Raw genomic sequence first — 24,722 nt, 5'->3', positions numbered from 1 at the left:
GCTGATGGCCACGTCAGGAGAACCCCGTCTGCTGTACTACGGATGGACGCAGCCGCGGTCGTCGGGAATGTTCGGGTCGACGTCGACCGCAACGTATGTGGCGCTGGGCGTGGCCATCGTCAACCTCACGCTGTTCATGCCCTCCCTACCGGGCTGGGTGCGGCTGCTGCAGTTCCTGATCTCGGGCGCGATCCTGGTCCCGCTGGTCGTGTCGTCGGGCGGCAAGAGCTGGTGGGAAATCATCCTCGCGACGAAGGATCGGGGCAAGCAGAAGAGCGCCGGCGAGAACGAATACCGCTCCGGTTCCGGCACGAAGATCCCCTCGACGCTCCTTCCGGGGATCATGGCGGGGTCGAAGGTGACCGAGCACAGGACGAGCAACAACAAGACCTTCGCGTTGATCCGCGTCGGCCGGTTCTACACCGTGGTGATCCGCGTTTTCCCGCAGGGCTCGGAGTGGGTGGATCAGGGGCGGTTCGATTCGTGGGTGGCCTCGTTCGGCCAGCTCACCACGACCATCGGTCAGGCGCCCGACGTGGAGGCCATCACGGCCGTTCTGGCTTCGGTGCCCGAGTCCGCGCAGCGGCTGGCGAGCCAGTACGAGCGCCAGGTCGATCCGAAGGCCAACGCAATCGCCCGGGAGATTCTGTGGCAGGCCGCATTCGAGGTGCGCTGCGCAGAGGTGCGGAACGAAGGCTGGATCTCGATCACCTTCGACTCAGATCAGGGGATGCGCCGACGCGATACGCAGGAGCAGTCACAGGAGATCGCGCGTCGCCTGCCGCGGATCCTCGATGTGATCGAGTATGCAGGCCTGCCGTGCCGGCCGATGAGCAAGCGTGAGGTGACGGCGATCGCCCGCCGCTCGTACAGCCCGGCCGACGAGCTCGACATTGAGACGGCGCTGCTCACCGATGAGCCGCTCGGCTTTGATTGGTCTGACGCCGGCCCGATGGCCGCTTCCGACAAGCGGGGCTACTACCTGCACGACTCGGGCAAGTCGATCAGCCACGTCATGGACAAGGCACCGGCGAGCGCGATCGACTCGAGGGTGCTCGTCGATCTCGGCCAGGCGCGCGCGGAGCTGCCGCGCAAGCGGATGACGATCGTCTACCGCCCGCACACGCCGGCCGAGAGCACGAAGATCGTCGACCAGGACTACATCGACGCGCAGAAGGCCGTCACCAGCCGCGTGGGCCGCACACCGGAGGCTGCCAAGCTCAAGGTCGCCGCTACCAAGAAGGCGCGCGAGGAGCAGGCACTCGGCGCCGGGGTCACGCGGTTCAGCACCATCGTCACCGTCACCATCCCGACCGACGGGGACCTCGCGAAGGCGGAGACGCTGCTGGGCGACCTCGGAATCGCGTCGCGGATGACGATGAAGCCCGCCACGAACCAGCAGGCCGCGGCATTTGCCGGGTCGCTGGGGCTGGGCTTGAACCTGCCCTCGCACGTCTCGGTCAGCGAACGCCTCGCCGCCTGACCACTCAGCCTGTTAAGGAGAAGGACCATGTTCGGAAAGCGCGGTACCGGAACCAAATTGCGGCTCCCGGGAACGTCTGTCACAGCTGAGCTGGACCGCGATACACGCAGTGCCGGCGGCCACATGTTCGCCCTGGTATCGGTGCCCTCCACTGCCGATCACACGGTCGTGCTCGACGTGTGGCCCATACAGTCGGGTATCGCGCCCGATGCGGCGGTGTGGTGCGATCGGTGGCGCGAGAAGATCGCCCTTGTCGAGGACGCTCCCGACGTGACCGCGATGACCTCGGTGTGGGACCGGACCGGAGAGCGGATCACCAACCGGCTGGCGGTGACGTTCCGTGCGGCCACGAAGGCGCACCGGGAGCTGGCGGAGCACGCCGTCGAGGTAGGTGTCCGCTTGCCGTGGTTGCTCAGCTCGCTCGCCGAAGTGGGCCTCGATGCCCTGCCGCTCGTGGGTGAGCAGATCACGGACTGGGTGACCGACTGCTACAGCGGTGAGCAGGTAGAGGATCCCCGCTCGTGGGGAAAGTGCGGCCCCGTGGACTCGACGCAGGCCCGGGACTGGTACTCGCACGACGGGCTGGTGTCCGCGTCGTGGATTCATCAGCCTCCGCAGACGGTTTCCCGTCCGGTCCTCGAGCACCTGATCTCGCGCACCGGCGGCGATCGCGTCCGCGTCGCCGCGACCTACCGCCCCGTCGGGGGCGAGAAGAACCTGCTCCAGCGGTACTTCCTGAGCACCACGATCACGAACAACGGCGTCGAACCCGGCGGTGGGCTGGTGCGCCAGGACCTGCCGCTTCAGGCGCGCGTTGCGGCCAGGCGGGCGTGCGACCGGCACGCCGAAGTGTTCGCGAACTCCCTGGGGATCGGAATCGTCCTTCCCGAGCACGGCTCGGTGGCCGAGCACCCGACCCGCACCTACCGAGAAGGGATCTCCGCATGACGATGACACTGGGAAAGCACTCGCGGCCGGGCGACGCCGACGAGGAGCAGATCCTTCGACTGCACGCCGGCGAACTGTCGGTCCGTGGCAAGGAGTCGGCGAAGAAGTCGGCGAAGGTCGAACCGACCGCGACGCCGCTGAGCGACTACGACCGCGACATCCTTGAGGAGCTCAGCCGCACCGGGACCGCGCTGGGGCGGATCAACGCCCGCGTGCGGCTCAACCGCGACAACGCGCTGCGCCAGCGCATCCTCGATGCGGCCAACTCGGAGATGCGCTTCGACGTTCCGATGCTCCGCGAGACCCCCACCGGCTTCCAAGGGCGCGGCGGCGGCAACATGCGGGTGATCGAGCGCGTCTCGGAGTGGCGCGGCACGACCGCTCAGGTCGCCGGCCTGTTCCCCTTCGCCGTCGGCGCGAACGCGCCGATGATCGGCACTCCGCTGGGCACGCACCTGGAGACAGGCCAGCCCGCGGGATTCGATCCGCTCTCCTGGTACGCCGCAGGCCTGCTCACCGCCCCGTCGGCGTTCGTCCTGGCCCTCAACGGCTACGGCAAGAGCACGCTCCAGCGGCGCATCGTGATCGGCGACGTCGCGCACGGAGACGTCCCGCTGATCCTCGGCGACATCAAGCCGGACTACCGCACCGCGATCGAGCACATGGGCGGCCAGATCATTGACCTCGGTTGGGGCGCGAAGTCGATGAACCCGCTCGGCGTCGGCGCCCTGGGTCAGATCCTGCACAGGGTGCCCAGGAAGGCCCAGGACGGCGTCCGGCTGGCTGTGGAGGCCCGGCAGGTGCTCGTGACCGCATCGCTGCTGGAGATGGTGCGCGGCAGCAAGATCGAGGACTACGAGGAGACGATGATCGCGGCGGGGCTGCGGGTGCTCGCCAAGAACCCGCGATTCACGCCGGAGAATCCGCCTCTACTCCAGGACCTGCTCAACGTCTTCCGCGAGGGTCCTGACGACCTGATCGAGGCATCCGGCGCGTACAGCGGCGACGCGACGGACCCGTGGGGCCAGCGTGCCCGCGATGACTACTTCGCGCTCACTCTGCGCCTGCGCCAGACCCTGACCGCCGTGATCCGCGGTCCGTTCGGGTCGATCTTCAACGCGCAGACCAGCGAGCAGCTCGATATCACCTCCGGGCGGCCGATCTGCATCGACATCTCCCGCGTGCCCGAGGGCAACGGCAAGCTCCGCGCGGCCACGCTCCTGGCGTGCTGGTCCGAGGGCTTCGCCTCGATCGAGGCGGCGAACACCCTCGCCGATCACGACCTCGGCCCGCAGCTGAACTTCCACGCGGTCATGGACGAGCTCGCCCGCGTGCTCTCCACGGGCGGCGGCGTCGTCGACCGCGTCGACGAGCTGACCCGTGTCCAGCGCACCATCGGCGTGGCCACCACGATGATCACGCACACCATCAAGGACCTCGGTGCCTTCGACTCGACGGCTGAGCGTGCGAAGGCGCTCGGCTTCATCGAGCGCGCCCGCGCGAAGGTCTACGGGCCGATCCCGCCCGACGAGGTCTCCCGGCTGGAGTCGGTCACGAAGTTCACCCGGAAGGAGGCCGGTCAGCTCTCGGAGTGGGCCTCGGGCACCAACCCGATCGACGACCCCGCCGCGCCGATCCACAACACCGCGGCGAAGTTCGAGCGGCGCCTGCCGCCCGGCATGGGCAAGTTCCTGATCAAGACCAGCGAGTCCGACCAGCAGCCCGGCATTCCGATCCAGACGTCGGTGGTGCGGCGCGAGACCGAGGTGGAGATGCACGCGACCAGCAAGCGGTTCGAGACGAAGATGGCGGCGGCCCAGTGAGCCCGATCATGCGCAGCACCGGCAACCGCGCAACCCCGGAACTGCGCGCGGCCACCTGCGCGCACGTCCAGCAGCTCCTCGACACGACCGCCATGAGCCGATGGGCCGCGGTGAAGGCCGCCGCGGAGCACATCCCGTTCTCGCCGAACGCGGTCGTGCGCTGGTGCGACGAGGCCGGCGTCGATCGCGATCCCGAATCCGTGGCAGTCCGCGAGTTGCAGGCCCGCCTCGAGGCGGCGAAGGCGTTTACTCAAGCCGTGACACAACAGGAGGTCAACTTCTAACACCTGATCTGACACCGCGGCGACCACCGAGTTCGTCTGGCCTGGGCGGCATCCCAGACCACATCCGAGGACTCACCCGGACGTCGCACCACCCTCAACCGAGGACAGCGCATGGATAGCAACGGTGGCGGCAGCAAGGCCGTCATGACCCTCATCTCGGCCGCGGTCGTGCTCTTGCTCGTGATCCTGGTGGGCTTCGTCGCGATCATCGGAGCCAGCGACGACGATTGCCTGCCGATCGGCACCGCACCGGGTGCCGCGGCCGACGGTGCCGGCACCCCGGCTGTCCCTTCATCGGAGGGCACCGTCAAGCCCATGAAGCAGGGCACGTACACGCTGACCAGTGGCTTCGGGCCGCGAGAAGGTGGCCAGCACAACGGCCAGGACCTCGCTGGCGAGCTGGGCACGCCGATCTACGCCTTCGCCGACGGTGTCGTTACCCATGCCGGCGCAGCGAACGGCTTCGGCCAGTGGATCATCGTCGAGCACAACCTCGGCGGCAAGAAGGTCTCCAGCCTGTACGGCCACATGTTCCCCGAAGGGGTGCTGGTGAAGGTCGGCCAGACGGTCAAGGCCGGCCAGCTCATCGCCAAGGAGGGCAACAACGGCCAGTCCACCGGCCCGCACCTGCACTTCGAGATCCACCCCGGCGGCTATGTCGGCACCGGCGGCAACGCTGTCGATCCGGCGCCGTGGCTCGCGCGGGCCGGGGAGCCGGGCGGGCTCCCTGCCGCGGCCGCGCCGACGCCTTCGCCGGTGGCCGACCAGGCGGGCCAGACGCCGTCGGCGCCGCGCGCTCCCCCGACCACACCCGCGCCCGCGCCCGTTGCACAGCAGGCCGGTGTACCGGGTGAATTCTCGAAGAACACCACCGCGGGCCAGAAGGACAGCACCGGCGGCCGCGTGGGCGGCTACGTCTCCTTCGGCAACATCTCGGGTGAGGGCATCACCACCGCCGGGCAGCAGCGCTCGTGGGACCTGGTCCGCACAGCCTTCCCCGAGGTCACCCTGGTCTCGGCGACCCGGACCACGCAGGTCCTCGGCCGGCCGGACAACCACAACCGCGGCCTCGCGATCGACATCGGCGGTGACCTGTCCCGCCTGCCCGCGGTCGCGGAGTGGATCGCCACCAACTTCCCCGACTCCCGCGAGCTGATCTGGGGCGTACCCCCGTTCAACCGCAACATCTCCATGGGCAAGCCCTACGGCTTCGACCCCGGTACGCTCGCCGATCACCGCGATCACGTCCACTGGACCGCGCCCGATCGCGTCCTCGGCGGCGACGTCGCCCCCGGCGCCGTCGCGGGCCCGGGCGGCGCACCGTCGCAGCAGTGCGGAGACGGCAGCGGCGGCAACTACCCCGGCGGCGGCGGAGCCGACAACCTGGGACCGGGCAAGGTCCCGCCCGCGTTCGATCCGTGGATCCGCAAGGCCGGCACGATGTGCCCGCAGATCAAGAGCTCCCTGATCGCCGCACAGCTCGAGCAGGAGAACGGCTTCCGCTGGGGCGAGAACGCCCCCGTCTCGGTGACCGGGGCCGGCGGCCCGGCGCAGTTCATGCCCGAGACGTGGAAACGGTACGGCAAGGACTGGGACGGCGACGGGAAGATCGACATCAACTCGATCGGCGACGCCGTGATGAGCCAGGGCGACTACATGTGCACCATCGCCAAAATCATCGACGGCGCAATCGCATCCGGGAAGGTCCGCCCCGGAGTCGGCGGCGCCCAGGGGCTTTACCTCGCCGGGTACAACGCCGGCGAGGCGGCCGTGCTCAACGCCGGCGGGATGCCGAGCGGCGGCGACTACTCGATCCAGACCCAGCCGTATGTCGCGCGGATTCTCTCGCGCATCCCGGCGTTCCAGGCAGGAGGCCTCTCGTAATGCGATGGATCCCAACTCTCAACGGCCCAGGTGGCGTGCCGCGCAAGATCGCCGCGCTGGTGGCCGTCATCGCCATCGCCATGGCCGTGACGGGCATCTCCGCCTGGATCATCGACGCCGTCACCGGTGACGGCGGCGGCACCTCCGAGCACGACGGCCACGATCACGGCGGCGGCGTCGCCGTCGGCGACGCCCGCCAGGTGGCCTCCTCGGTGCTGACCACGATGTACAGCTGGGAACCGGCCACCGACCGCTCCCCCGCCGATGCCGCGGTACGCGCCCTTCCGCGACTGACCGGCGAGGCGAAAGCTTCGGTCGAGAAGCGTTCCGGGCCGGTGCGTCCCATCGCGCTGTGGAGCACGTGGGCTGCGGAGAAGACGCTCGTCACCGCGACCGTCCCGGCCGACGCAATGGTCAGTGTGCCGATCACAACCAACCCGCGGACGACGACGCTCCGGGCAATCGTCACGCAGATTCTGCAACCCACCACGGGCGCACCCTCGGCGTACGCGACGTTCGCGGTCCGCGTGACTCTCGAACAAGTCGACGCCGAATGGCTCGTGTCGAACCTCACCGTCACCGACTTCGGCTGACCACCAACACCGTTCACGAAGGAGAAGACATGCCAACACCAGTCCCCGGAAAGCCGATGCAGCCCCGCGGGGGTGAAAACACCCTCCTGATTGCGGTGGGCCTGGGCATCGTCGCGGGCATTGCGACGATCGTCTGGATCGCTACGGCGGTCGGCGCATGGGTCGGCGGCCGCGCGGTGCCGGCCTCGACGCCGCTGGGCCTGCCCGGCGCGGCGATCAAGGGCACCTTGAGCTTCGGCATCGTCGAAACGATCGTGAGCGCGGTGCTCCTCGGCGGGACAATCGCCATCGGGTACGTGATCTACCAGTGGCGTTCGACCCGCTCCGTCCCGGATAAGCCCGTCGACGCCGCCCTCCCGCACCTGGCCAGCGGCAAGGAGCTGGACTCACTCTCTGAGCAAGCGGTGCGGGAGAAGGCCGCTCGCCTGCGCGTCCTCATCCCGGACAACGTCGTCCCCGGGGTGCTGCTCGGCGCCGAGGTCAAGTCCGGGCGGTTCCTGTACGGCAGCTACGAGGACCTCGTCACGGTCATCATGGGCCCGCGCCGCGGCAAGTCGACCTCACTGGTGATCCCTTGGATCATGGGCGCACCGGGCGCCGTCGTGACCACCTCGAACAAACGGGACGTGCTCGACGCGACCAGGTTGTATCGCGAGTCGCGGGGACCGGTGTGGATCTTCGACCCGCAGTCGGTCGCCGACGGTGAGCCGACCTGGTGGTGGAACCCGCTTACCTGGGTGACCGGCCGCGCGGGCGTGGAGGACGTGCGCGCCGCGAAGCTCGCCGACCGCTTCGCCAGCTCGGTCAGCGACGGCGATAAGAAGGACGCCTACTTCGAGCCCGAGGGGCAGAACCTCCTCGCCGCGATCATCCTCGGCTGCGCCCTCGCCGACTCCTGCATCACCCGCGTGTGGGACATGGTCAACTCGCCGAAGCAGTGCCGCGAGCTTCTCGATCCCCTTGCTGCGCACGGCTTCGAGAGCTACTACAAGGAGCTGCTGCAGTGGATCAACCTCACCGAGAAGCAGCGCGACGGCATCTTCGGCACGGCCAAGAAGATGTGCTCGGTGCTGAGGTTCCAGGAGATCCGCCGGTGGATCACCGACGACGGCACGGGCAAGCCGCACTTCGATCCGGACGACTTCGTCACCAGCTACGGCACGCTGTACTCGCTGTCGATGGAGGGGCCGGGTGCCGCCGGCGCCATCGTGACCGCCCTGACGGTCGCCGTGATCGAGGCCGGCGAGGAGCTGGGCGCGCGATCGCCCGGCGGTCGGCTCCGCACGCCGCTGACGGTGCCACTCGACGAGGCCGCGAACGTGGTCCGCTGGTCGGAGTTGCCCGATAAGTACAGCCACTTGGGCTCGCGCGGCATCCTCGTGCAGACGATCCTCCAGTCCTGGGCGCAGGGCGTGGCGTGCTGGGGCCCGGAGGGCATGAAGAAGCTGATCGGCGCCTCGAACTGCTTCATCTTCGGCGGCAGCAAAGAGCAGGAGACGCTCTCGTTCATCTCGGAGTTGATCGGCGACTTCGAGTACGAGCAGCGGTCGACCTCGAGCAGCAGCGGCCGCGGCGGTGGCTCCAACAGCACCAGCCGCCAGATCCAGACGCGACGCACCCTGAGCGTCCGCGACCTCGCCGCCCTCGCCTTCGGCCGGTCCGTGCTCATCACCTCGGGCAATCCCCCGACGGTCATCGCGAACGTGCCGTGGTTCGAGCAGGACTACGCGCAGAAGATCAAGGACTCCAACGACCTGTACGAGCCCGCCTGACGCTCTCCCCATCCACCACCTGAACGAAAGGTCACCACAGCATGTCCACCACGATCACCACCACGAAGGAGCAGCGATGAGCTGGGAAGACGAATTCGAGCCGCTGAGCAAGGCACAGAACCTCGACGAGTCGACAGGAGCCGAGTACGACGAGGACCTCGAGGACGAGGACGAGGAGGTCGCGCTGCAATACGAGACCGTCTTCGATTGGTTCGAGGAGGTCTTCAGCGAGCTCGTCGAGCGGCACGTCACCGACTCCTCGGACAAGAAGTGGTGCGCACACTGGCACGAACACCCCGAGGTGTTCGTCCGGATCACCGCGCTGTGGCGCTCCTGGGAGCACCTGAGTACCGACCCGGACACCGGGATGTCGGTGTGGATGCGCGATCACCTCGATCACCACCTCGCCGTCATCATCTCCCCGACCGGTCCGCTGGAGCGGTGCTCGATCGCCTCCACCGCCAACGATCACGAGATCGCCAACCGGCTGCCGTCGGAGATCACAGCGGCCGCCGCGAAGCGCGCAATGCTGGAGGTGGCATGATGACCGGCCCCGCAGAACTGGACGAGATCGGCCAGGACACCGGCAAGCTGCTGATGCGGTTCAACATGGCCTTCGGTGCGCTCGCCGAGCACGACGCTCGGCGCCGCGAGCAGAAGGCGCAGAACGCTGCCAAGCACGACAAGGCGGCCGCGGAGGCAGCGTTCGCGAAAGCGGCCGCGGCGAAGCGGGTCGCCGACGAGAAGCTGCGGGCCGTGCTCACGCCGAACTGGGCGGAGTCGGTCAAGGGCAAGGACGACCAGGTGGCCGACGCGGCCCGCGCCGCGATCTACTACCGCGGCGACATCCCCGTGGCGGCGCCCGCGCTCAAGAAGATCGAGGACCACGTCCAGAACGAGCACGGCGTACACCTCAAGGACTGGCTTCCCAAGCTGGACAAGCCGACCGCCACCGACGTCGAGGACGCGCAGCTCAACCCGCCGGCGAAGGGCACCGACTCACCCGTGCACGCGGCCGGAACCGCCGAAGCCCTCTCCCGTCAGGACCGCGCGGAAGATCGCGCCAACGTAGCTCAGGGCCAGGCGAAGCAGAGCGCGGCCGAGGCCGACAAGGCCAGCGCGGAGGCCCGCGAGGCGGAGGCCAACGCCGGGCTCTCGCGACTGCCCGCACCGGCGCCGGCAGCTGAGACGAGCCGGGCGGCCACGCCGGTCCAGACGGCGCGGACGATGAAGCTCACGCAGGGGGCCGCCGCGGCGGTGACGCCCAATTTCGCGCGTGCACTCCGCGTGGGCCGGGCCGCGTTCCCGGGTGCGGGCAAGCCCACGGTTAGCCGCGCAACGGCGCCGAAGGCACGCAAGGGCCGCGGCACCGGCCCGTCGCAGGGCCGCACCCACGGTCTCGGCATGTAGCCGCGCACCATCCCAACCCCAACGAAATACGTTCCACCACAGACAGAGAGGACCCACCATGGCAACAGCGACGAAGCAGAAGCGGCCCAGCAACGAGGACGTGGTCAAGGGCGGTGTCGCCCAGGCCGCCGACGAGCTGCGATCCCTGGCGGCCGCAGACGACGCCAAGGGCATCAGGGAGTGGCTCGACGGCCTCGCGCAGCAGAACAGCACCCAGTCGAAGTACCTGTGGAAGCCCTTCAAGCTGGAGCTGCGCAAGCGCCTTGGAATCGACTACGAGGCCGTCTCGAACCGCGCGTGGGCGCGGTTCGAGGAAGACCGCGCGCGCGCCGCGGCGGAGCTGGCCACGAAGGCGGCCGCGGCGCCGATCGTGCGGCTCTACACCGCGGGCCTCGTAGCCGAGAACGCTGAGGGCGAGACGATCGCTGGCTGGGCGATCTGCGCGGAAGACCCCTCGATCCGCGCGTACGGGACGATCAACCAGGAGCGGCAGAAGAGCTTCAACCCGGAGGACGAACACAGCGCCGACTTCGTCGCCGCCATCAAGGCCGTCGCCTGCGCGATGGACGCCGTCGACTACATCGGCGTCGACGGTGCGCTGCGCGCCGAGATCCTCACCTCCAACCCACACTTGGACGCCGGCAGCCTGGTGGCCTTCGGCACCAAGAACGGGGTGGCGGTCACGGTCGACGTCATCACCGAGGAAGACAACCCCGCCTTGGCGATCATCGAGGAGGAGACCGGGGAGAAGCCGACCAAGGAGCTGATTCCCGCCGAGCTGGTGGTCGACGAAGGTGGTGCAGAGGCATGACCGGCCCGGCGCCGGAGATCCTCGTCTACCATCTCCCTCCCTCCGGGCCGCCGCAAAGAAGCGCGGCCGCGGATCAGCTGGATGTGGCTGTTGCTCGGATCGACTTCTTCATGTTCAGCAGGGACCGGCGAGGGCCGGAAGGGGTAGAGCGCACGGAGCAGGACGCCATCAACGCCGCGAACGACGAACTGCTGGCCCTGTCGATCGGCATGACCCGCGGGGACATCGTCAATCGCACAGGGCGTGAGGTGCCCATGCCGATTCAGAGCGCGGAGAGTCTCGCACATCTCAGTCAGTGGCGGGACCAGCTCGGCGCACCGGAGACGGAACTGGATCATCGGATGGATTCGATGATCCAGTCGTTGCGGCAAGGCTTGCAGCTCAACGATGCGGCTGAGATGGAACAGACCCTGGGCCGCGTCGGCGTGGCCGCGCGCAGGGCGATTCTCGCCGAGCGTGTGGGAGAGCCATCCCCGATCGAGGTCCCAGAGCGTGTCGACCAGGATCTCGACCGCGATACGCGGCGGTGGTTCAACGACCAGATGCGTGCGATCGAAGGTGCAGGCCAGGGTGACGTCACCAAAACGATCGCGATGCTCAACCACAACCACCTCCCGCACCGCGTGGTTGACGTTCGTACCGCAGCCCCTCACGTGACCGCGAAGTTCCGCGAGCAGTCCATGCAGCCGATGGTCATCACCCCGACCGGTCACGAGTGGTACGGGTACCAGGCGGGCCGTATTCGGCAGGTGGCGACAGAGGTTCACGGACCTGATCTGTTCTCCGAGGACGGGCCTCGGCGGGCCTCGGCCACCGCGGTGGCGCAGGCCTCCTTCTCGGCGGCGCGCTTCGCCGCGCACCGCACCCGCGGTGGCGTCACGAGACTTCCCGCCAGTGCTCCGCAGGCGCGAAGCGGCCCTTCCGGGCCGACCGCTCAGGGACGACCGACGTCGTTGGGCATGTAGTACCCATCCATCCACGGAGTGAATGAAAGGACAGCGCAAATGACCACCACCACTCCGATCACCACCACCGAGCCCGAGGCGACGGTCTACCGTCTCCCCGGTTGCGTCCAGTGCGACATGACTGAGAAGCAGATGGACAAGCTCAAGATCCCGTACCGCACCGTCGATCTCAGCGAGGACGCCGAGGCCCGCGAGCGGTTCAAGGCCGAAGGCCTCCTCGGCGCGCCCGTCGTCGAGACCCGCGGCGGCGACCGCTGGACGGGGTTCCGCGTCGAGAAGATCAAGTCCCTCGGCACCAAGCAGCGCGCGACGGCTGCGGTGTCGCAGAAGTGCTTCGGCGCTGCGCGCACGGCGCCGTCCCGCCCCGCGGGGACGCCCGAAGCGCGGCGCGCCGCCTCGCCCGCGGCCGCGAGCGCCGGATCGGAGGTGTCCCGATGAGGCCTCCGCTCGCTGGGGTCGCGCAGCCGGCGCCGGTGACGAAGGAGCAGCGGGTGCCGCCGTGGGTCTTCGCCCGCGCAGTGCCGCCGCGCATCCGGCCGACCACCGACGTCCGGCATCGCCGGGCCGGCGGTGGCGCCGTCCATTCCAGCGCCCCCGTGGCGCGCCAGACCGCCGGCGCCTTCCGCGTCGTCGAGCCCGCGTCGGGCCGGGCGGGATCGCTAGAAGGGAACCAGTAGGAGATGACCGAATACCCCGCATACAGCCAGGGCTCGCCCGTCCCGCTGCCGAGCGCCGGCGGGCAGCAGACCACCGCCTACAGCGGTAGCCAGTACTACGACTACGACACGACCAACCCGGACTCGGCGCCGGTGACGAGCGCGCAGCAGCTCACGCGCAAGACCTCGGCGCCGCCGCCGCTGAACGTGGCGAAGTTCGCCGGCGGCACGCTCGGCGTGATCGCGGCCGGGGCCGCGGCCGCCGCGCTCGGGGCGTTCGTCGTCAACGGGCTCGCCGACGGTATCGGTGCGCCGTGGGCGCGGGCGACGTTCTCCCCGGGCGACGCTGCGATCATCGCCGTGTGCGCGTCGATCGTGTGCGCCGCGGCGTTCCTGTTGGTGGTGTGGATGACCAACAGCGCGGGCACGCTCCTGTCCGTCTACGGCTGGATCGCCGTGGCGGCCGCGGTGGTGGTGCCGTTCTTCCCGCTCTCGCAGATCATGTGGCCGGCGACACTCCTCACCGCGGTCGCCTACGGCCTCGTGATGGCCCTCATCACGTACCTGAGCCGACGGATCGGCATCGAGGCGCTGCGATAGGGCGGTGCACACAAACGACCGCACAGAAGGCGATTGAGCCCGGTTCCCCAGCACAGGGGGCCGGGCTCAAATCGTTCGCGGGCTAAGCCGGAATCGGCGATACGCTCAGCAGGCGATCGAGGGATCGCCGCGGGGTCGGGGGACGCGCACAAAGGCGGAGGAGGAATCCTGGTGAAGTCATATCTCGGAACGGGCGCGGCATCGCGACGATGGACCTGGTGGGTCGCGGCGGCCGCGATCGCGGTCGCGGCCCGCGGCGGGTACTCGTTGAGCACGGTGCCGCCCCGCGGGCTGCCGTACGTCACGGGTGCACTCGCACTGGCGCTGCTCGCGGTGGCCGCGGTCGCGGGGCTGCTGGCCCGTGGCGGCCCGGCGCGGGGGCTGCTCCTGTACGTCGCCGCGCTCGTGGCGGTCGGCGCGCCGTCGTTCGTCGCCATGGTGCGGCTGGTCATCTTGGACCCGGCGTGCTCGACGATGGGGGCGTTCAGTACCCGCGGCGAGCTCGTCGACCGCGGGCTGACCGTGCTCCTCGCCTCGCTGCTCTTCGGCGCGGCCGCGACCGCGCTCTACGGCGGTGCCGGAACATCCGGTGATCGAGCGACGTCGACGGTGCGCCGGCGGCTGCGTCGCGGCGTTCTGCTCGTCGGCGGTGCGATGTTCGCCTACCAGACTGCGCGCTTCGCCAGCTACTTCATCGAGGCGGCCGCGGATGCGATCCCGGGTGCGTGGACGAGCTGCGTGCGGGCGACCGCGAGCGGGATCTCCGACCTGCCGCTCACCGTCGGGATCGACCTCGTCTCGGGGTTCGAGGAGGAGATCGCGTTCACTGGCATAGCGCTCCTGGTGCTCGGCCGCGCGCCTCGCGCGCGCAGCGCCGCCCAGTTCGCTGTGGTGGGTGCGCTGCTGCGCGCGGTCATGCACTTCTACTACACGGTGGAGGCGCCCTGGTGGTCGTTCCTGTCGGTGATCGCCTGGACTCTCGCGTGGTCCGGGCTCACGCTCCTCGGGTGCTACCTCGTGCTGCGGCTCACCCAGGCCTGGACCGTCCCCGCGGTCGCAGCGGTCACCCTGGGCGCGGCGACCGCGCACAGCGTCATGAACCTCGACAACGGCTCGGTGGCCATCGCCACAGCGCTGAGCGATCAGGGGCACGCCGCGGCCGGCGGCGCGTTCATCGTGGCGCTCGCTCTCCTGATCGGGGGGCCGCCGCTCGCCGTGGTGGTCTGTGGCGTCGGGCCGCTCATCTGCTCGAGCGCCTCCCGCGAGCGTGCGATGCGCGCGCTGCGCGCCGAAGTCAGCGCACCGGCGCGACCGGCCGAACTAGGCGGCGCGATCGCGCCGCTGCCCGGCAGCGAGGACCGCGAGCCAGAGAGCGCCGGGTAGGCCGATCATCGTGGCCACGCCGGCCCACCCGCCGATCCCCAGCGCGGGCAGCAGGTAGACCCACGCGACGTTGAAGATGCCGTGCGCGACGATGAGCGCCGTGATCGAGCGCCACCGCGCGTAGACGACCACCATCGTGCCGCCCCACAGGACGGCCGCCGCCGCGTAGGGCAGGCCCTGGTAGACGTGGAAAACTCCGCGGAGCACCCCGGAACCCAGCGCCAGTATCAGGACCGCCCGGGTCGCCGGGAACCCGGCCGGCCACAGCGGCGCCGGTCCACGCTCACGGGGCGCTGGTGCCGCGTCGCCGGTCCGCGCGAAGAAGGTCAGCGCAAGGAACGGCAGCAGGACGAAGATCGGTTCCTCGGCGAGGCCGGCGGTGGCGATCCGCGCCACGTATGCGACGGCGCGCTCCCCGTGCAGGGTGCCGGTCACCGCCGTCGGGTCTGCTGGGTCGGTCGTGAGGTCGACCAGGACGGCGGTGCTCACCGCGACGGCGCTCATGATGGCCAGCGCGAACGGTGTGGCGCGCACGAACCGCCACGCGGGACGCGGCACCGCGGCGGGCAGCTCCGCCACGCGCCGGGTGAACGGCAACACGGCGAGCGCACCGAAGCCCGCGACCACGTGCTGCTTGAAGGTGTCCCAGTCCGGCGGTGCGTCCGGGTCGGGCGGCCTGTAGCCGATGTTCCCGGTGAGGTAGTCATGTGCCGCCTGAACCTCGACGCCGAGGAACCACATCAGCGCGAGCGCGGCGCCGGCGAGCGCAACGACACCGAGGGCGTGCGTGCGCATCCCGGTGAGCGTCGGTGCGCTCACCGGTCCCGTCCGCCGTCGGGTCGACGGTGCGGCATGTTCCACATGTCCTTCGCCGTCGTCGGCTTGCGGTGTGGCCGCTGCGGCTGCGCGGTCGGCGTGGTCCGCTCGGTGCCGGTCCTGGCGATCGTCTTCGTGCCCTTCACCGCACCCGGCGCCGCGACCTCGCCGCGCAGCCGCGTCTGGATGGTCTGCTCGCCGCCGAGCGCGCTCGCGGCGTGCTGGTACCGCGCGAGCGTCGTCTCCGCGGTCACGCGCAGTTCGCGTGCGCGGGCGGCGTCGACGCCGGCGGCGCGCGCGTCGGCGATCGCGCGGCAGGCGTCGGAGAGCTGCTTCATCACCAGCGCGTACATCAGCGTGGTGTTGCCGGTCTGCAAGGCCATGCCCATCAGGAGCGTCGCTTGCGCCCACGAGCCGCGGCGTTTCATGGCGGTCGGGTCGATCGCCTTCGGCACGACCGCTCCCGAGCACGCATTGAGCGCGCGGGCCGCGGCCGCGATCTGGTGATCGCCGCCCGCGCGGAGCGAGAGCTGCGAGAGCATCCCCGCCGCGGTCCGCGAGGCCTCGTACCAACCGAGGTGATCGTCGGGCGCGAGCTGTGCGACGTGATCGGAGAAGCCCTTGAGGGTGCGCTGCATGTCCAGCAGCGCGGCCGCGTTGGTCGTGATCTTCGGGGCGCTCGTGCGCGGCGACCGCCACGCCGCCAGCGCCTCGCGCTGGGTGTCGGGTGTCGATCCCCACCCGTTCCGCAACTGGGTCAGCGTCAGATCCCGGGCGAGCCGGCCGCCGGCGTGCCAGATCGCTTTGTCCCCGGCGAGCTTGGCCGACTGTCCGAGCTGGAGTCCGCCGAGGTTCTTCGTCGACGAGTGCAGTGCCACCGAGTAGCCGACGACCTCGCTCGTGCCGCCCTTGGCGTAGCGGGGGCGGATGCGCACGCCGGTGCGGCGCACCGCGGCCACGAACTCGGCCTCGTTGGTCGACGAGACCGCGGCCGCCCGCACGCGGCGGGTCAGCTCCTCGCGCTCGGTGAGCACCGCGCCCGACGCCGTGGCGCGTGCTGCCTCCGCCTTGTTCTCGCCGCGGGCGGTCAGGCCGGCCGCGCGACCCTCGGTGATCCGCAGCCCGAACTCGCGCTCGAGGTCGTAGGAGATCCGCTGCGCGCGGGTGAAGTCGCCGAGGTCCTTCTTCGCGCCCGGGTAGGGCATCCACTTCGGCACGACGGTGCCGTCCTCGCGCACACGCGACGCGACGATGTGAATGTGGTCGCCGCCCTCCTTGGTCGCGCCGTGGTGCACCGCGTACCAGCGGGCATCGGCGACGCCCTCGTTCCCGGAGAAGCCCATCCGCCGCATGAACTCCGTGGCGATCTTCGCCCACTTCTCCTCGTCGATCTGCCCCTCATCGGGGGCCAGCGCGAGCGAGCAGTGCCACACGTGCTCGTGCCGCTCGGCGAGCGCAGTGGCCTGCCTCGCCGGCCACCCTTCGCGGTCCTGCGCCTCCTTCGCGCCCTTGACCCGCCGCACCACCTCCGTGCCGAACGCGATGCGCGCCTCGTCGACCGCATCCGACAGCTCGGCCGCCACGGACTCATCGCGCACCGCGCCGGCGCCGCCGGCCTGGAAGACGAGCGGCGACGACGCCGCGAGCAGGTGCGGGCTGGTGTGCTCGTTCGCGCGGCCGGGACCGAACAGGTACGCCGTGACGCCGTGCATCTTGGCGCCCGACACGATGTTGGGCATCATCCGCCGAGCCGCCCGTAGCTGCGGTCGAAGGCCTCATCGAGCCGGCGCTGCATCGCCACGATCGCCGCCAGCGCAGGCTCCAGGTTCGGCGGCACGAACTGCTCGGCGTTCGCGTGGACGGCGATCTGGTTGATGTTGTTGCTCATCGCCGCGAGGTAGTTCTTGTGCGCAGTCAGCTCGGCGAACGCCTGTCGGCGCTCCTCCAGCGGCACCGCCGCGGCCATCGCCTGCGGCGCGTTCACCGCGTTCATGAGCATCCACTGCACCGACTTGCCTAGCTGCGCCGCACGGGCACGCAGAGCGCGGTTCTCCTCCGGGGTCGTCTTCAAGACGATCCGGTCCTCACGGGGTCCGTCCGGCGCGTTCTTGCGGCGCCGGCGGAACACCGATGCCTTCGACACTTCGCCTTCCATGGCGACCTCCGCCCTTCGACTCGGCCCAGCGCAGCGACCCCACCTCAGTGGGGACCAACACGCCAGTGTTGCCACGAAGGTACCGCGCAGCGGTACCGAAGTCCAGGTTTAGGGCACCTAAACCATAGCTTGCTCCGCCTGGGGCACGTCGCGCAGCGACGAAAAGCAGAGCGCGAGCCGTGGCGAGCTCCGCTCGTCCAGCCCGCTGCGCGGGCTCCCGCGCTCCGCGCGGCCTTCCGGTCGGCCCGGCTTCGGCGCCGGGCGGGGCGGCGGTCGATCGGGCCGGACGTCGGTGCGCAGAAGGAACGTCGGTTCGCCGTCGCGCAGGCGGCCTGCGGCGCGCTGCGGGTCGCGTCGTGCAGGCATTTACCGGGGTGGGGTGCCGGGCCGATTCGGCGGCTCGGTGCCGTCCGCCGGCGGGTCGCCCGTGGCGGGCGCGCCGCGCGACGTGGATGTGCACATCCGTGTCGGGAAGACACTGCGAAATAGTCTGTTGTCACTGATACGATCAGGACGAGGCCGGCCGGGTGAGTAGTGACCATCCGAGGTCTCCGGACAGCGCACATCGAGGCGCCGAACGACTTGAGGACAGCGCATATGACCCCCACCAACCGAGCCGACGACACCAGCTCGATCCCCGTCCGGTACGACCTTCAGACGGCCTCCGACTGGCTTCGCCGCAACCCAGGGCTACTTCAGCCGGAGCACGTAGTAGGCCTCCTCGGGTTGATGCCGGCGGCGATCGTCTATGACGCCATCGCAGCCAACGATCCAACGTACGCAGCGCGCCGCGCTCACGTCCTCGGCGCGCACGAGCAACAGCGTGAGCGTGCCGCCGAGCCGCCAGCCGGACCTCGGCGGGGTCGGCCCGACAAGCGCCACGGCCTGCCCAACTCGATCCAGATCACCGCGCCCAGCTTCGACTCATCGGTCGACGCCGTACTCCGCGCAGATCGCGCCCGCCGCGCGGAGTACGCCACCCGGCTCCGAGATCCGGACACGGCGCTGGATGCGGCATTGCAGACACGGGCAGAGAAGCTGATCGACCGTCAACATGCGCTCGCCCCCGAGCAGCGAGCCGACGATGGATGGGCGCGGTTCGCCGGCGACCGAGCCTTCACCGCCCTCTACGACGCCCAGATCCGTCCGCGCGATAGCCGCACCCGCTTCCAGGCGTCGGAGATGAAGTTCATGGGTGCCGCCGCCTGCTCAGGCGTGGCGCTGGTCTCCCTCGTATTTTTCAACGCTTCTGCCGTGCTCTGGTCGATCATCGGCGGCCTGTTCCTCGTCACGGCCGTCGCCGCATGGCTCGCGGGACGCAGCAACAAGACTGCCGCCATCGAGGAGGCCCGCAACGACCTCGTCTGGATCGAGGCGATCCGCAGATCCATCGAGCACCAATACGCCGACCGCGTCAAGGACAACGAACTCAAACGGCACCTCGCGGAACGCCGCGCGAACGAAGCACTCACCCCCGAACCTGTACCCGAAGCCGCGCACGCACCGACGCCTGTGTCGAGCGGAAGCGACGGAGCGCGCGCACAGCGCAAGGCGACCGCGGCCGAGGTGCACGAGGCCTACGCGCACCTCCAGCAGGAGTGGGGCGCGTACACCCTCGACCGCGAAGCGTTCATCCTCACCAAGCCGATGCTGCGCGTGCGCGCGATGCCCGAGACCCGCGCCTACCAAGACGCCATGACCGCCCTCGGCGACGCCCTCGACGAACTCAGCCCCGACGCACCACAGCACCAGATCGACGCCGCGGCCGCGCTCGCCGAGCGCGCCTGGCAGACCTGGCACGCCGCGAACGACGCCGCCGAAGCCCTCGGTGTCGACGACTGCACGGCCACCGAACGCGCCGCGCTCGACCGGCTCTCCAAACTCGTCGAACGGATCGCACACCCGTCGACCCCGGCGATCGAGCGCGCGAACATCGTCCGCGACATCGAGCGGTGCATGAAGCTCATCACGACCGCACCCGTCGCCTGGTCCGACCTCCGCGTGCTGCCCGAGCTAGCCGAGACACTCCCCGCCCTCCCCGCACCCGCTCCTCCGGTCGCAACCACCGGACATCAGACCGTGGGTGAGGAGCGCAGCGAGTCGCTCACGGAGCCATCGTTCACCAACAGTGCCACCTCATGAACGGAGCGCTCACCACCGTCCTGGTCATCCTCGCCGCGGTCCTCCTCATCGGTGCCGTCGCCGCGATCGCGGCCACCGGCTGGCGCGCCTACTCCGCCTCGGCCGCGTACCGCGCGCTCGCTCCCGGCACTCCGGGACGGGCCGCCGCCGCCGACCGCAACCAGCTCGCCATGCGCCGCTTCAAGCGCACACTCCTCGCCGCCGGCATCATCCTGCTCGTCGTCGCCGCCAGCCTTTTCGCGCTCGACCCGACCTCCCCCAACTTCCCTCCGACCCCCAACCCTCCGCCTCTCCCCCGTAACGCCTGACCCATGCCCTTCGGCGCGACGCGGCGGCATCCGCCCGCACCGACCACCACCACTACTCACCTCCAACCGAGGACAGCGCACAACGTGAACTCACCAAACAGCTCCATCCACAGCCTGCGGCGCCGACTACGGCCACCTCACTGGCTCACGATCAGAGTCGTCGTCAACGTCTGCGTGGCACTGCTCGCCTACGTGCTGTGGTTCAACGGACTCGGCGCCACGACGTGGACTCTGCTCCGAGCGATGACACAGACGCCGCAAAGCTTCACCACCGGGGTCTTCTTCCTCGCTTCGGTCTGGCTCGTCGTCCGCGTAGTCAGGGCGGTCCTCCTGCCGACCAGCTACAGCACCGTCGCCCTGCCGACAGCAGGCCCCGCGCACATCGCCGGCGCGGCGAGCACCTCCGCGATTCCAGACGAGCTGCGCCGCACGCTCGCTGAGCACGAAGCGGCTCACGTCGTCGCGTGCGCAGCCCGCGGGGTCGAGGTCAGCAAGGTCACCGTCCGCCGGAACTACCCGCTCCCAGGATCGTCGCTCGGCGGATCGGTCGAGACCACTAAGGCCCTGAACCTGGACACCCCAGGGATGGCATCCCCCGACAACTGGTTCGACCGGATGGTGATCCTCCTCGCCGGCCGCGCCTACGACGACCTCCACGGCCGGGACCCGTTCGGCAGCATCAGCGACTACGACCAGAGCCACTCGATCGCCGCCATGCTCCACCGCTACCGGACCATCCCCGCCGAGAGCGCCGAAGGGATCTTCGAGCGCGCCGCCGCCGCTGCCGCCGCGATCGTCACCGCCCACCGCGACCTGATCCGCACCGTCGGCGAGCAGGTGTACGCGGCCACAGCCACCGCCGACACCGTGCCCGCCGCCGAGCTGCGCGCGATCCTCAGCACCGCCGCAGCAGCGAGCCGAACTGGGGGTGAGCCCATGGACGGCTGAACCACACCCCAGCCCGGGCGCGGGCGGCATCCCGCGCACGACACAGTCCCAGTTCCCCCCCTCAACGAAGAAGGACAGCGCAAGCCATGACCGACACGATCGACAACCCGACCATCACCCACCGCGACCCGCAGCAGATCGCCAACGCACTCCTCGGCGACATCGACGAGCGGCGCCGCACCTTCGAGCAGCTCGCCCACACCGCCAACCAGACCGAAGAGCTGCACGCCAAGCTCGCCGAGACCGAGGCCGAGTACGCCCGGCTCGTCGCCGCCGCCGGCGGCTTCGGCGTCGACCACGCGCAGCTCCGCGCCGCCGGGCTCCCCGTCCCCGCGGGGACGGCGCCCAAGAAGGCACCGGCCAAGAAGGCACCCGCAGCGAAGAAGTCGATGGCGGCGAAGAAACCCGCACCCGCGCGCCCCACGGCCACGCCGTCGCCCGCCGGCATCACCGCCGATCACCACAGCTCGCAGGAGGCCTGATGTTCAACGCCAACCTCGCGCGCGCCGGGCAGCGCCGCCAGCCGCTCGTCACCTTCGCCGACGGCAGCACCTTCACCACCGAGGACTGGCCCAACAGCGCGACCGACCCATTCCCACTCGAGTGGTTCCTCGACAGAAATCTCCGCGGCGCGACTTTCCAGAACGTCTACTTCGACCCGAAGACCTACGCCGGTATCCCCGGTCACCCGCTCACCGGCGCCCGGTTCATCAACTGCACCGGGCTCCGGCTGAGCAACGCCTACCTCGACGGCACCGACTTCATCGACTGCCACATCGTCGACCTTGTCGATACCGATATGCGGTCCGCCCGCATCGAGTCCTCCGAGATCGAGTGCCTGCACAAGGTGAACCTCTCGGGCGCAGTGCTGCGCGACGTCTTCATCGACGGGACCAACTGGCGCGACCGCATCGAGGGCTCCCCGCCCGTCCAGCTCATGGGACGGTGGGCCGAGGTCGACCTCAGCGACACCATGATCGACGGCCTACGCACCAACCAGGCCTACATCGACCGCTGCGACCTGTCGAACGCCGTCATCAAGAACAGCTTCCTCACCTCGACCAAGTTCACGCCCCAGCACTTCTCCTCGCCGATCCTCGCCGACCGCAACGAGCCGCATGTGCCGTGGGAGAACACCCGCTGGCACAACGTGCGCCTCGATCGGGTCGACTTCGGGGCGGCCGAGTTCGTCAGCAACGACTTCCGCGGAGTGAACCTCGCCGCCGCGGACATCGACGACGCCCGCTTCGACTACAGCTCCTTCGATATCGACGTCGACCTGTCCACCGATCGGGCGCTCAACGTCGTACTCGCCGCGCCCGGGGTGCACCTGCGAGCGGATCCGCACGGCCCCGCGCCCGCCGACCCGGCCGCGCACATGACCGTGACGATCGACGACGCCGGCCGCTCGCCGAACGATCCGCCGGCCATCGAGTTCGAGGTGCCCGGCACGGACCTCGAGCACGCGCTCGCAGCGGCGCACCGCCGTCTCGGCCCGGACGTGCACACCGAGATCACCAGCCGCGACCGCGACAGCCTCGACGCCACGGTGAAGGACCGCGACGGCCAGACCGTCGGCACCGTGGCGATCGCGCACGACACCCCGCCGCCGCCGCTCCCCTCCAACAACCACGGCCTCGCCCGTGGCCACGAGGCGATCGCCCGCAGCTTCCCCGCACGGGCCGCCAGCGGCACCAGGACCGTGGCAGCATCGTCGACACGGCCCGCCAGCTCCACCGCGGCCACCCGCGGGCCGATCGCCACCGCCTCGCACTTCGAGCGATAACCCCGGCCACACAACAGGGGGGGCGGGAACCAGGTTGGTTCCCGCCCTCCTCTCGTATGCGATCCTGCATAGCCTGTTGCGATCGGCTAAAGCTTGCGTACGTTTCCCAAAAGCTACGGTGCCGGCATGACTCTGCACCCGCTCCTGTGAACGTCGCCGCACGCCGATCAGCGGATCGCGCGGCAGGTGTCGCACTCCCACCGGCCCGCGACTGATGTGCACGTGCGGCGCTCCGTGCACAACCAGCAGGTCTGGTTGCGCTTGCGCTCGGCCTCAGCCGGGCCACGAGGCCGGGGTGCCTCGGCCGTCGCCTGGCTCACCCGGTACGCCGCCCGTGCCGCGCTGTCGCGCGCTCGCTGCGCGGCGGCGCTGAGCGGCTCGCCTCCCGGCCGGTGCGCGAGCAGCTCGCCGAAGGCCTCCCGGCATGAGCTGCACGGCTCGCCCTGTCCGGTGACCGGATTCTGGCAGCCGGGCAGCACGCACCGCGCGAACAGCTCCAGCTCGTCGACCGGGCCGCGATCCGCCGGCACTGCGGTGTGCGGCGCGGTCATTGCTCGGCCTCCTCACCCAGCGAGACGGAGGAGACGTCGTAGCCGCCCCACGGTGAGCGGTTCGCCACCGCGCGATGCCCGACACCGGACCGGCGGGTGATGATCGGCCAGCCCCGGGGCCGCTCACCGTAGACCTCGTGCACGCGCGTCTTCCACGCCTTCGTCGCGCGATTGGTGTTCGCATCCCGCTTCGGCTCGTCCACCACGGGCGACTCGCGCCATCCCGGGTGCGCGTGATCGAGCGCGTCCAGCGCCGCCTCGGTGTCGCTGCCCCGGTCGACATCGGCCTCCCATTCGCAGGCGAGGCAGAAGCCGCGGTGGACCAGCGCGCCGACGCAGTAGCAGGGACGCCCGGCGTGATCGAGGATCGAGCACCGAAGATCGGCGTGGGCGACGATCGCCTGGCAGGTCTCGACCTCGATGTCGAGGTTGACGAACGTGTAGTCGGGGGTCCAGCCCTTGTGGACCAGGCCGTACCCGCGGCCGACGGGCTCGGACCACTGTTCCAACCACGCCGCCTTCTCCGCGCGCCGGTGGTGCAGCCCGCGGTCCGCGCCGACGTAGAGCTTCGGTATGCCGTCCGTGCGAACCTTCGCCTCGTACTCGTCGTGAGCGAGCATCGCGAACATGTCGAGCTGCTCGACGTTCATCCGATCGCTCCCGCCTCGTCGAGCGCGCGGGCCTCGACGGTGGCGGTGGAAATCCACTGCTCGCCGGTCACCTCGTCGACGTGCCCGAGGGTCGCGCGGATCTTGCCGCCCACGCGGGTGACGCAGAGGGCTCCGACGGGCTGCCCGTCGAGCTGGAACCAGATGTGGCCGTATCCCGCCGCGAGGTCGCCTGTCAGGAACTCACCCTGGCCGTTCGCCTCACCCAGGTCGATGGTGTGGGTCTGCTCGCCGATCTCGATGGTCATCGTGCTCATGTCATGCCCTCCGATGGTGCTGGTTTGCGCTGTCCTGCTTACCTTTCCAACAATACACCCGATCGGGTCCAATGTAAACCCGATCGGGTGTATTGGCTAGAAGAGTGTCGCCTGCCCAGCGACCAGGTCACCTGCGATCGCCCCGCGGGCCGCAAGGGCGGCGTAGAGGGCCGTGACGGCGGCCTCGTCCGCCTCGGCGGGGATGAGCAGCCGCGTGTCGGCGCTGCCCTCGTAGGGGAAGTCGAAGGCCAGCTCGAGCGCCGGCCCGGCGGCGGCGATGATGCGTCGCACCGCGGCGTTGTTGGCAGGATCGGCATCCCTGCGGACGCGCAACTCGGTATCGGCGGGCCGAATGTCGAAGATGGCGGCGGTTCCGTTCGTCATACCTAAACAATACACCCGATCGGGTGCATTCGCAACCCGATCGGGTGTATTCGATTCATGCACTTCCATTGCGGCCCGGTCCGTTTCCGCGCAGC

General features: G+C 69.8%; 27 protein-coding genes. 20 read left to right on the top strand and 7 right to left on the bottom strand.

The features are described 5' to 3' along the window. The first annotated feature begins 4 nt into the window (after positions 1-4). From HF999_RS14075 to HF999_RS14005, 15 genes are all read left to right on the top strand, one after another. Positions 5-1,483: an SCO6880 family protein gene (locus HF999_RS14075; RefSeq protein WP_168546487.1), complete on the top strand. Its 1,479-nt coding sequence runs from the start codon at positions 5-7 to the stop codon at positions 1,481-1,483. 141 nt (positions 1,484-1,624) lie between these two features. Next, entirely contained in the window at positions 1,625-2,431 is an 807-nt protein-coding gene (locus HF999_RS14070) for an SCO6880 family protein (protein WP_168546486.1), read from the top strand. Beyond that, positions 2,428-4,254 (top strand): putative type IV secretion/conjugal transfer ATPase, encoded by a 1,827-nt coding sequence (locus HF999_RS14065; RefSeq protein WP_168546485.1) that lies wholly within the window; start codon positions 2,428-2,430, stop codon positions 4,252-4,254. The genes HF999_RS14070 and HF999_RS14065 overlap by 4 nt, the downstream gene beginning before the upstream one ends. A gap of 8 nt (positions 4,255-4,262) precedes the next feature. Next, the gene (locus tag HF999_RS14060) at positions 4,263-4,538 is read left to right on the top strand and encodes a hypothetical protein (protein ID WP_168546484.1); all 276 of its coding nucleotides are present in this window, start codon (positions 4,263-4,265) and stop codon (positions 4,536-4,538) included. Between the two features lie 111 nt (positions 4,539-4,649). Next, positions 4,650-6,422 (top strand): M23 family metallopeptidase, encoded by a 1,773-nt coding sequence (locus tag HF999_RS22835; RefSeq protein WP_168546483.1) that lies wholly within the window; start codon positions 4,650-4,652, stop codon positions 6,420-6,422. Between the two features lie 35 nt (positions 6,423-6,457). Beyond that, positions 6,458-7,015: a hypothetical protein gene (locus HF999_RS14050; RefSeq protein WP_168546482.1), complete on the top strand. Its 558-nt coding sequence runs from the start codon at positions 6,458-6,460 to the stop codon at positions 7,013-7,015. Positions 7,016-7,044: 29 nt separating this feature from the next. Next, positions 7,045-8,787, top strand: a complete 1,743-nt coding sequence (locus tag HF999_RS14045; protein ID WP_168546481.1) for a type IV secretory system conjugative DNA transfer family protein — start codon at positions 7,045-7,047, stop codon at positions 8,785-8,787. A 76-nt stretch (positions 8,788-8,863) separates the two neighbouring features. Beyond that, positions 8,864-9,331, top strand: a complete 468-nt coding sequence (locus HF999_RS14040) for a DUF4913 domain-containing protein (RefSeq protein WP_168546480.1) — start codon at positions 8,864-8,866, stop codon at positions 9,329-9,331. Continuing rightward, on the top strand, positions 9,331-10,197 hold the full coding sequence (locus HF999_RS14035; RefSeq protein WP_168546479.1) for a hypothetical protein: 867 nt from the start codon (positions 9,331-9,333) through the stop codon (positions 10,195-10,197). The genes HF999_RS14040 and HF999_RS14035 overlap by 1 nt, the downstream gene beginning before the upstream one ends. Positions 10,198-10,255: 58 nt before the next feature. After that, positions 10,256-11,008, top strand: coding sequence for a hypothetical protein (locus tag HF999_RS14030; protein WP_168546478.1), 753 nt, complete (start codon positions 10,256-10,258; stop codon positions 11,006-11,008). Continuing rightward, complete coding sequence (locus HF999_RS14025; protein ID WP_168546477.1) at positions 11,005-11,973, top strand: hypothetical protein; 969 nt, start codon at positions 11,005-11,007, stop codon at positions 11,971-11,973. The genes HF999_RS14030 and HF999_RS14025 overlap by 4 nt, the downstream gene beginning before the upstream one ends. Positions 11,974-12,012: 39 nt before the next feature. Beyond that, a complete protein-coding gene (locus HF999_RS23020; RefSeq protein ID WP_168546476.1) occupies positions 12,013-12,411 on the top strand; it encodes a glutaredoxin domain-containing protein in 399 nt (132 codons plus the stop codon). Then, entirely contained in the window at positions 12,408-12,650 is a 243-nt protein-coding gene (locus HF999_RS14015; RefSeq protein WP_168546475.1) for a hypothetical protein, read from the top strand. The genes HF999_RS23020 and HF999_RS14015 overlap by 4 nt, the downstream gene beginning before the upstream one ends. 3 nt (positions 12,651-12,653) lie before the next feature. Next, the gene (locus HF999_RS14010) at positions 12,654-13,229 is read left to right on the top strand and encodes a hypothetical protein (RefSeq protein WP_168546474.1); all 576 of its coding nucleotides are present in this window, start codon (positions 12,654-12,656) and stop codon (positions 13,227-13,229) included. A gap of 171 nt (positions 13,230-13,400) precedes the next feature. Beyond that, on the top strand, positions 13,401-14,612 hold the full coding sequence (locus HF999_RS14005) for a hypothetical protein (protein ID WP_168546473.1): 1,212 nt from the start codon (positions 13,401-13,403) through the stop codon (positions 14,610-14,612). On the opposite strand, the gene HF999_RS14000 is transcribed toward HF999_RS14005, so the two are convergent. Genes HF999_RS14000 through HF999_RS13990 form a run of 3 tightly spaced genes read right to left on the bottom strand, consistent with a single transcriptional unit; the run spans position 14,550 to position 17,583 of the window. Beyond that, the gene (locus HF999_RS14000) at positions 14,550-15,431 is read right to left on the bottom strand and encodes a CPBP family intramembrane glutamic endopeptidase (RefSeq protein WP_168546472.1); all 882 of its coding nucleotides are present in this window, start codon (positions 15,429-15,431) and stop codon (positions 14,550-14,552) included. The two genes, HF999_RS14005 and HF999_RS14000, sit on opposite strands and share 63 nt — an antisense overlap. Further along, complete coding sequence (locus tag HF999_RS13995; RefSeq protein WP_168546471.1) at positions 15,428-17,170, bottom strand: relaxase/mobilization nuclease domain-containing protein; 1,743 nt, start codon at positions 17,168-17,170, stop codon at positions 15,428-15,430. The genes HF999_RS14000 and HF999_RS13995 overlap by 4 nt, the downstream gene beginning before the upstream one ends. Then, positions 17,167-17,583, bottom strand: coding sequence for a MobC family plasmid mobilization relaxosome protein (locus HF999_RS13990; RefSeq protein ID WP_168546470.1), 417 nt, complete (start codon positions 17,581-17,583; stop codon positions 17,167-17,169). Before HF999_RS13990 ends, HF999_RS13995 begins: the two co-directional genes overlap by 4 nt. Positions 17,584-18,180: 597 nt before the next feature. On the opposite strand from HF999_RS13990, the gene HF999_RS13985 reads away from it, so the two are divergent. The 5 genes from HF999_RS13985 (at position 18,181) to HF999_RS13965 (ending at position 22,767) form a co-directional block, all read left to right on the top strand. Then, positions 18,181-19,725 (top strand): hypothetical protein, encoded by a 1,545-nt coding sequence (locus tag HF999_RS13985; RefSeq protein WP_168546469.1) that lies wholly within the window; start codon positions 18,181-18,183, stop codon positions 19,723-19,725. Continuing rightward, complete coding sequence (locus HF999_RS13980; RefSeq protein WP_168546468.1) at positions 19,722-20,033, top strand: hypothetical protein; 312 nt, start codon at positions 19,722-19,724, stop codon at positions 20,031-20,033. Before HF999_RS13985 ends, HF999_RS13980 begins: the two co-directional genes overlap by 4 nt. 174 nt (positions 20,034-20,207) lie before the next feature. Then, positions 20,208-20,981, top strand: a complete 774-nt coding sequence (locus HF999_RS13975; protein WP_168546467.1) for a hypothetical protein — start codon at positions 20,208-20,210, stop codon at positions 20,979-20,981. A gap of 86 nt (positions 20,982-21,067) precedes the next feature. After that, positions 21,068-21,463, top strand: coding sequence for a hypothetical protein (locus HF999_RS13970; protein ID WP_168546429.1), 396 nt, complete (start codon positions 21,068-21,070; stop codon positions 21,461-21,463). Beyond that, positions 21,463-22,767 (top strand): pentapeptide repeat-containing protein, encoded by a 1,305-nt coding sequence (locus tag HF999_RS13965; protein ID WP_168546466.1) that lies wholly within the window; start codon positions 21,463-21,465, stop codon positions 22,765-22,767. Before HF999_RS13970 ends, HF999_RS13965 begins: the two co-directional genes overlap by 1 nt. A 167-nt stretch (positions 22,768-22,934) precedes the next feature. On the opposite strand, the gene HF999_RS13960 is transcribed toward HF999_RS13965, so the two are convergent. From HF999_RS13960 to HF999_RS13945, 4 genes are all read right to left on the bottom strand, one after another. After that, complete coding sequence (locus HF999_RS13960; RefSeq protein ID WP_168546465.1) at positions 22,935-23,318, bottom strand: hypothetical protein; 384 nt, start codon at positions 23,316-23,318, stop codon at positions 22,935-22,937. Further along, positions 23,315-23,968, bottom strand: coding sequence for a DUF6349 family protein (locus tag HF999_RS13955; protein ID WP_168546464.1), 654 nt, complete (start codon positions 23,966-23,968; stop codon positions 23,315-23,317). Before HF999_RS13955 ends, HF999_RS13960 begins: the two co-directional genes overlap by 4 nt. Beyond that, positions 23,965-24,243 (bottom strand): hypothetical protein, encoded by a 279-nt coding sequence (locus tag HF999_RS13950; protein ID WP_168546463.1) that lies wholly within the window; start codon positions 24,241-24,243, stop codon positions 23,965-23,967. Before HF999_RS13950 ends, HF999_RS13955 begins: the two co-directional genes overlap by 4 nt. 96 nt (positions 24,244-24,339) lie before the next feature. After that, the gene (locus HF999_RS13945; protein ID WP_168546462.1) at positions 24,340-24,627 is read right to left on the bottom strand and encodes a hypothetical protein; all 288 of its coding nucleotides are present in this window, start codon (positions 24,625-24,627) and stop codon (positions 24,340-24,342) included. Positions 24,628-24,722 lie beyond the last annotated feature (95 nt).

This window comes from Tsukamurella spumae (assembly GCF_012396015.1).
GTDB lineage: Bacteria > Actinomycetota > Actinomycetes > Mycobacteriales > Mycobacteriaceae > Tsukamurella > Tsukamurella spumae.
The sequence above is the reverse complement of the archived record's forward strand: the minus strand, read 5'-3'. Positions and strand labels throughout refer to the sequence as shown.

Coding starts and splice junctions, on each gene's coding strand:
- HF999_RS14075 (WP_168546487.1), top strand. CDS start 5: ATGGCCACGTCAGGAGAACCCCGTCTGCTGTACTACGGATGGACGCAG.
- HF999_RS14065 (WP_168546485.1), top strand. CDS start 2,428: ATGACGATGACACTGGGAAAGCACTCGCGGCCGGGCGACGCCGACGAG.
- HF999_RS14060 (WP_168546484.1), top strand. CDS start 4,263: ATGCGCAGCACCGGCAACCGCGCAACCCCGGAACTGCGCGCGGCCACC.
- HF999_RS22835 (WP_168546483.1), top strand. CDS start 4,650: ATGGATAGCAACGGTGGCGGCAGCAAGGCCGTCATGACCCTCATCTCG.
- HF999_RS14045 (WP_168546481.1), top strand. CDS start 7,045: ATGCCAACACCAGTCCCCGGAAAGCCGATGCAGCCCCGCGGGGGTGAA.
- HF999_RS14040 (WP_168546480.1), top strand. CDS start 8,864: ATGAGCTGGGAAGACGAATTCGAGCCGCTGAGCAAGGCACAGAACCTC.
- HF999_RS14035 (WP_168546479.1), top strand. CDS start 9,331: ATGACCGGCCCCGCAGAACTGGACGAGATCGGCCAGGACACCGGCAAG.
- HF999_RS14030 (WP_168546478.1), top strand. CDS start 10,256: ATGGCAACAGCGACGAAGCAGAAGCGGCCCAGCAACGAGGACGTGGTC.
- HF999_RS14025 (WP_168546477.1), top strand. CDS start 11,005: ATGACCGGCCCGGCGCCGGAGATCCTCGTCTACCATCTCCCTCCCTCC.
- HF999_RS23020 (WP_168546476.1), top strand. CDS start 12,013: ATGACCACCACCACTCCGATCACCACCACCGAGCCCGAGGCGACGGTC.
- HF999_RS14015 (WP_168546475.1), top strand. CDS start 12,408: ATGAGGCCTCCGCTCGCTGGGGTCGCGCAGCCGGCGCCGGTGACGAAG.
- HF999_RS14010 (WP_168546474.1), top strand. CDS start 12,654: ATGACCGAATACCCCGCATACAGCCAGGGCTCGCCCGTCCCGCTGCCG.
- HF999_RS13995 (WP_168546471.1), bottom strand. CDS start 17,170: ATGATGCCCAACATCGTGTCGGGCGCCAAGATGCACGGCGTCACGGCG.
- HF999_RS13990 (WP_168546470.1), bottom strand. CDS start 17,583: ATGGAAGGCGAAGTGTCGAAGGCATCGGTGTTCCGCCGGCGCCGCAAG.
- HF999_RS13985 (WP_168546469.1), top strand. CDS start 18,181: ATGACCCCCACCAACCGAGCCGACGACACCAGCTCGATCCCCGTCCGG.
- HF999_RS13980 (WP_168546468.1), top strand. CDS start 19,722: ATGAACGGAGCGCTCACCACCGTCCTGGTCATCCTCGCCGCGGTCCTC.
- HF999_RS13970 (WP_168546429.1), top strand. CDS start 21,068: ATGACCGACACGATCGACAACCCGACCATCACCCACCGCGACCCGCAG.
- HF999_RS13965 (WP_168546466.1), top strand. CDS start 21,463: ATGTTCAACGCCAACCTCGCGCGCGCCGGGCAGCGCCGCCAGCCGCTC.
- HF999_RS13960 (WP_168546465.1), bottom strand. CDS start 23,318: ATGACCGCGCCGCACACCGCAGTGCCGGCGGATCGCGGCCCGGTCGAC.
- HF999_RS13955 (WP_168546464.1), bottom strand. CDS start 23,968: ATGAACGTCGAGCAGCTCGACATGTTCGCGATGCTCGCTCACGACGAG.
- HF999_RS13950 (WP_168546463.1), bottom strand. CDS start 24,243: ATGAGCACGATGACCATCGAGATCGGCGAGCAGACCCACACCATCGAC.
- HF999_RS13945 (WP_168546462.1), bottom strand. CDS start 24,627: ATGACGAACGGAACCGCCGCCATCTTCGACATTCGGCCCGCCGATACC.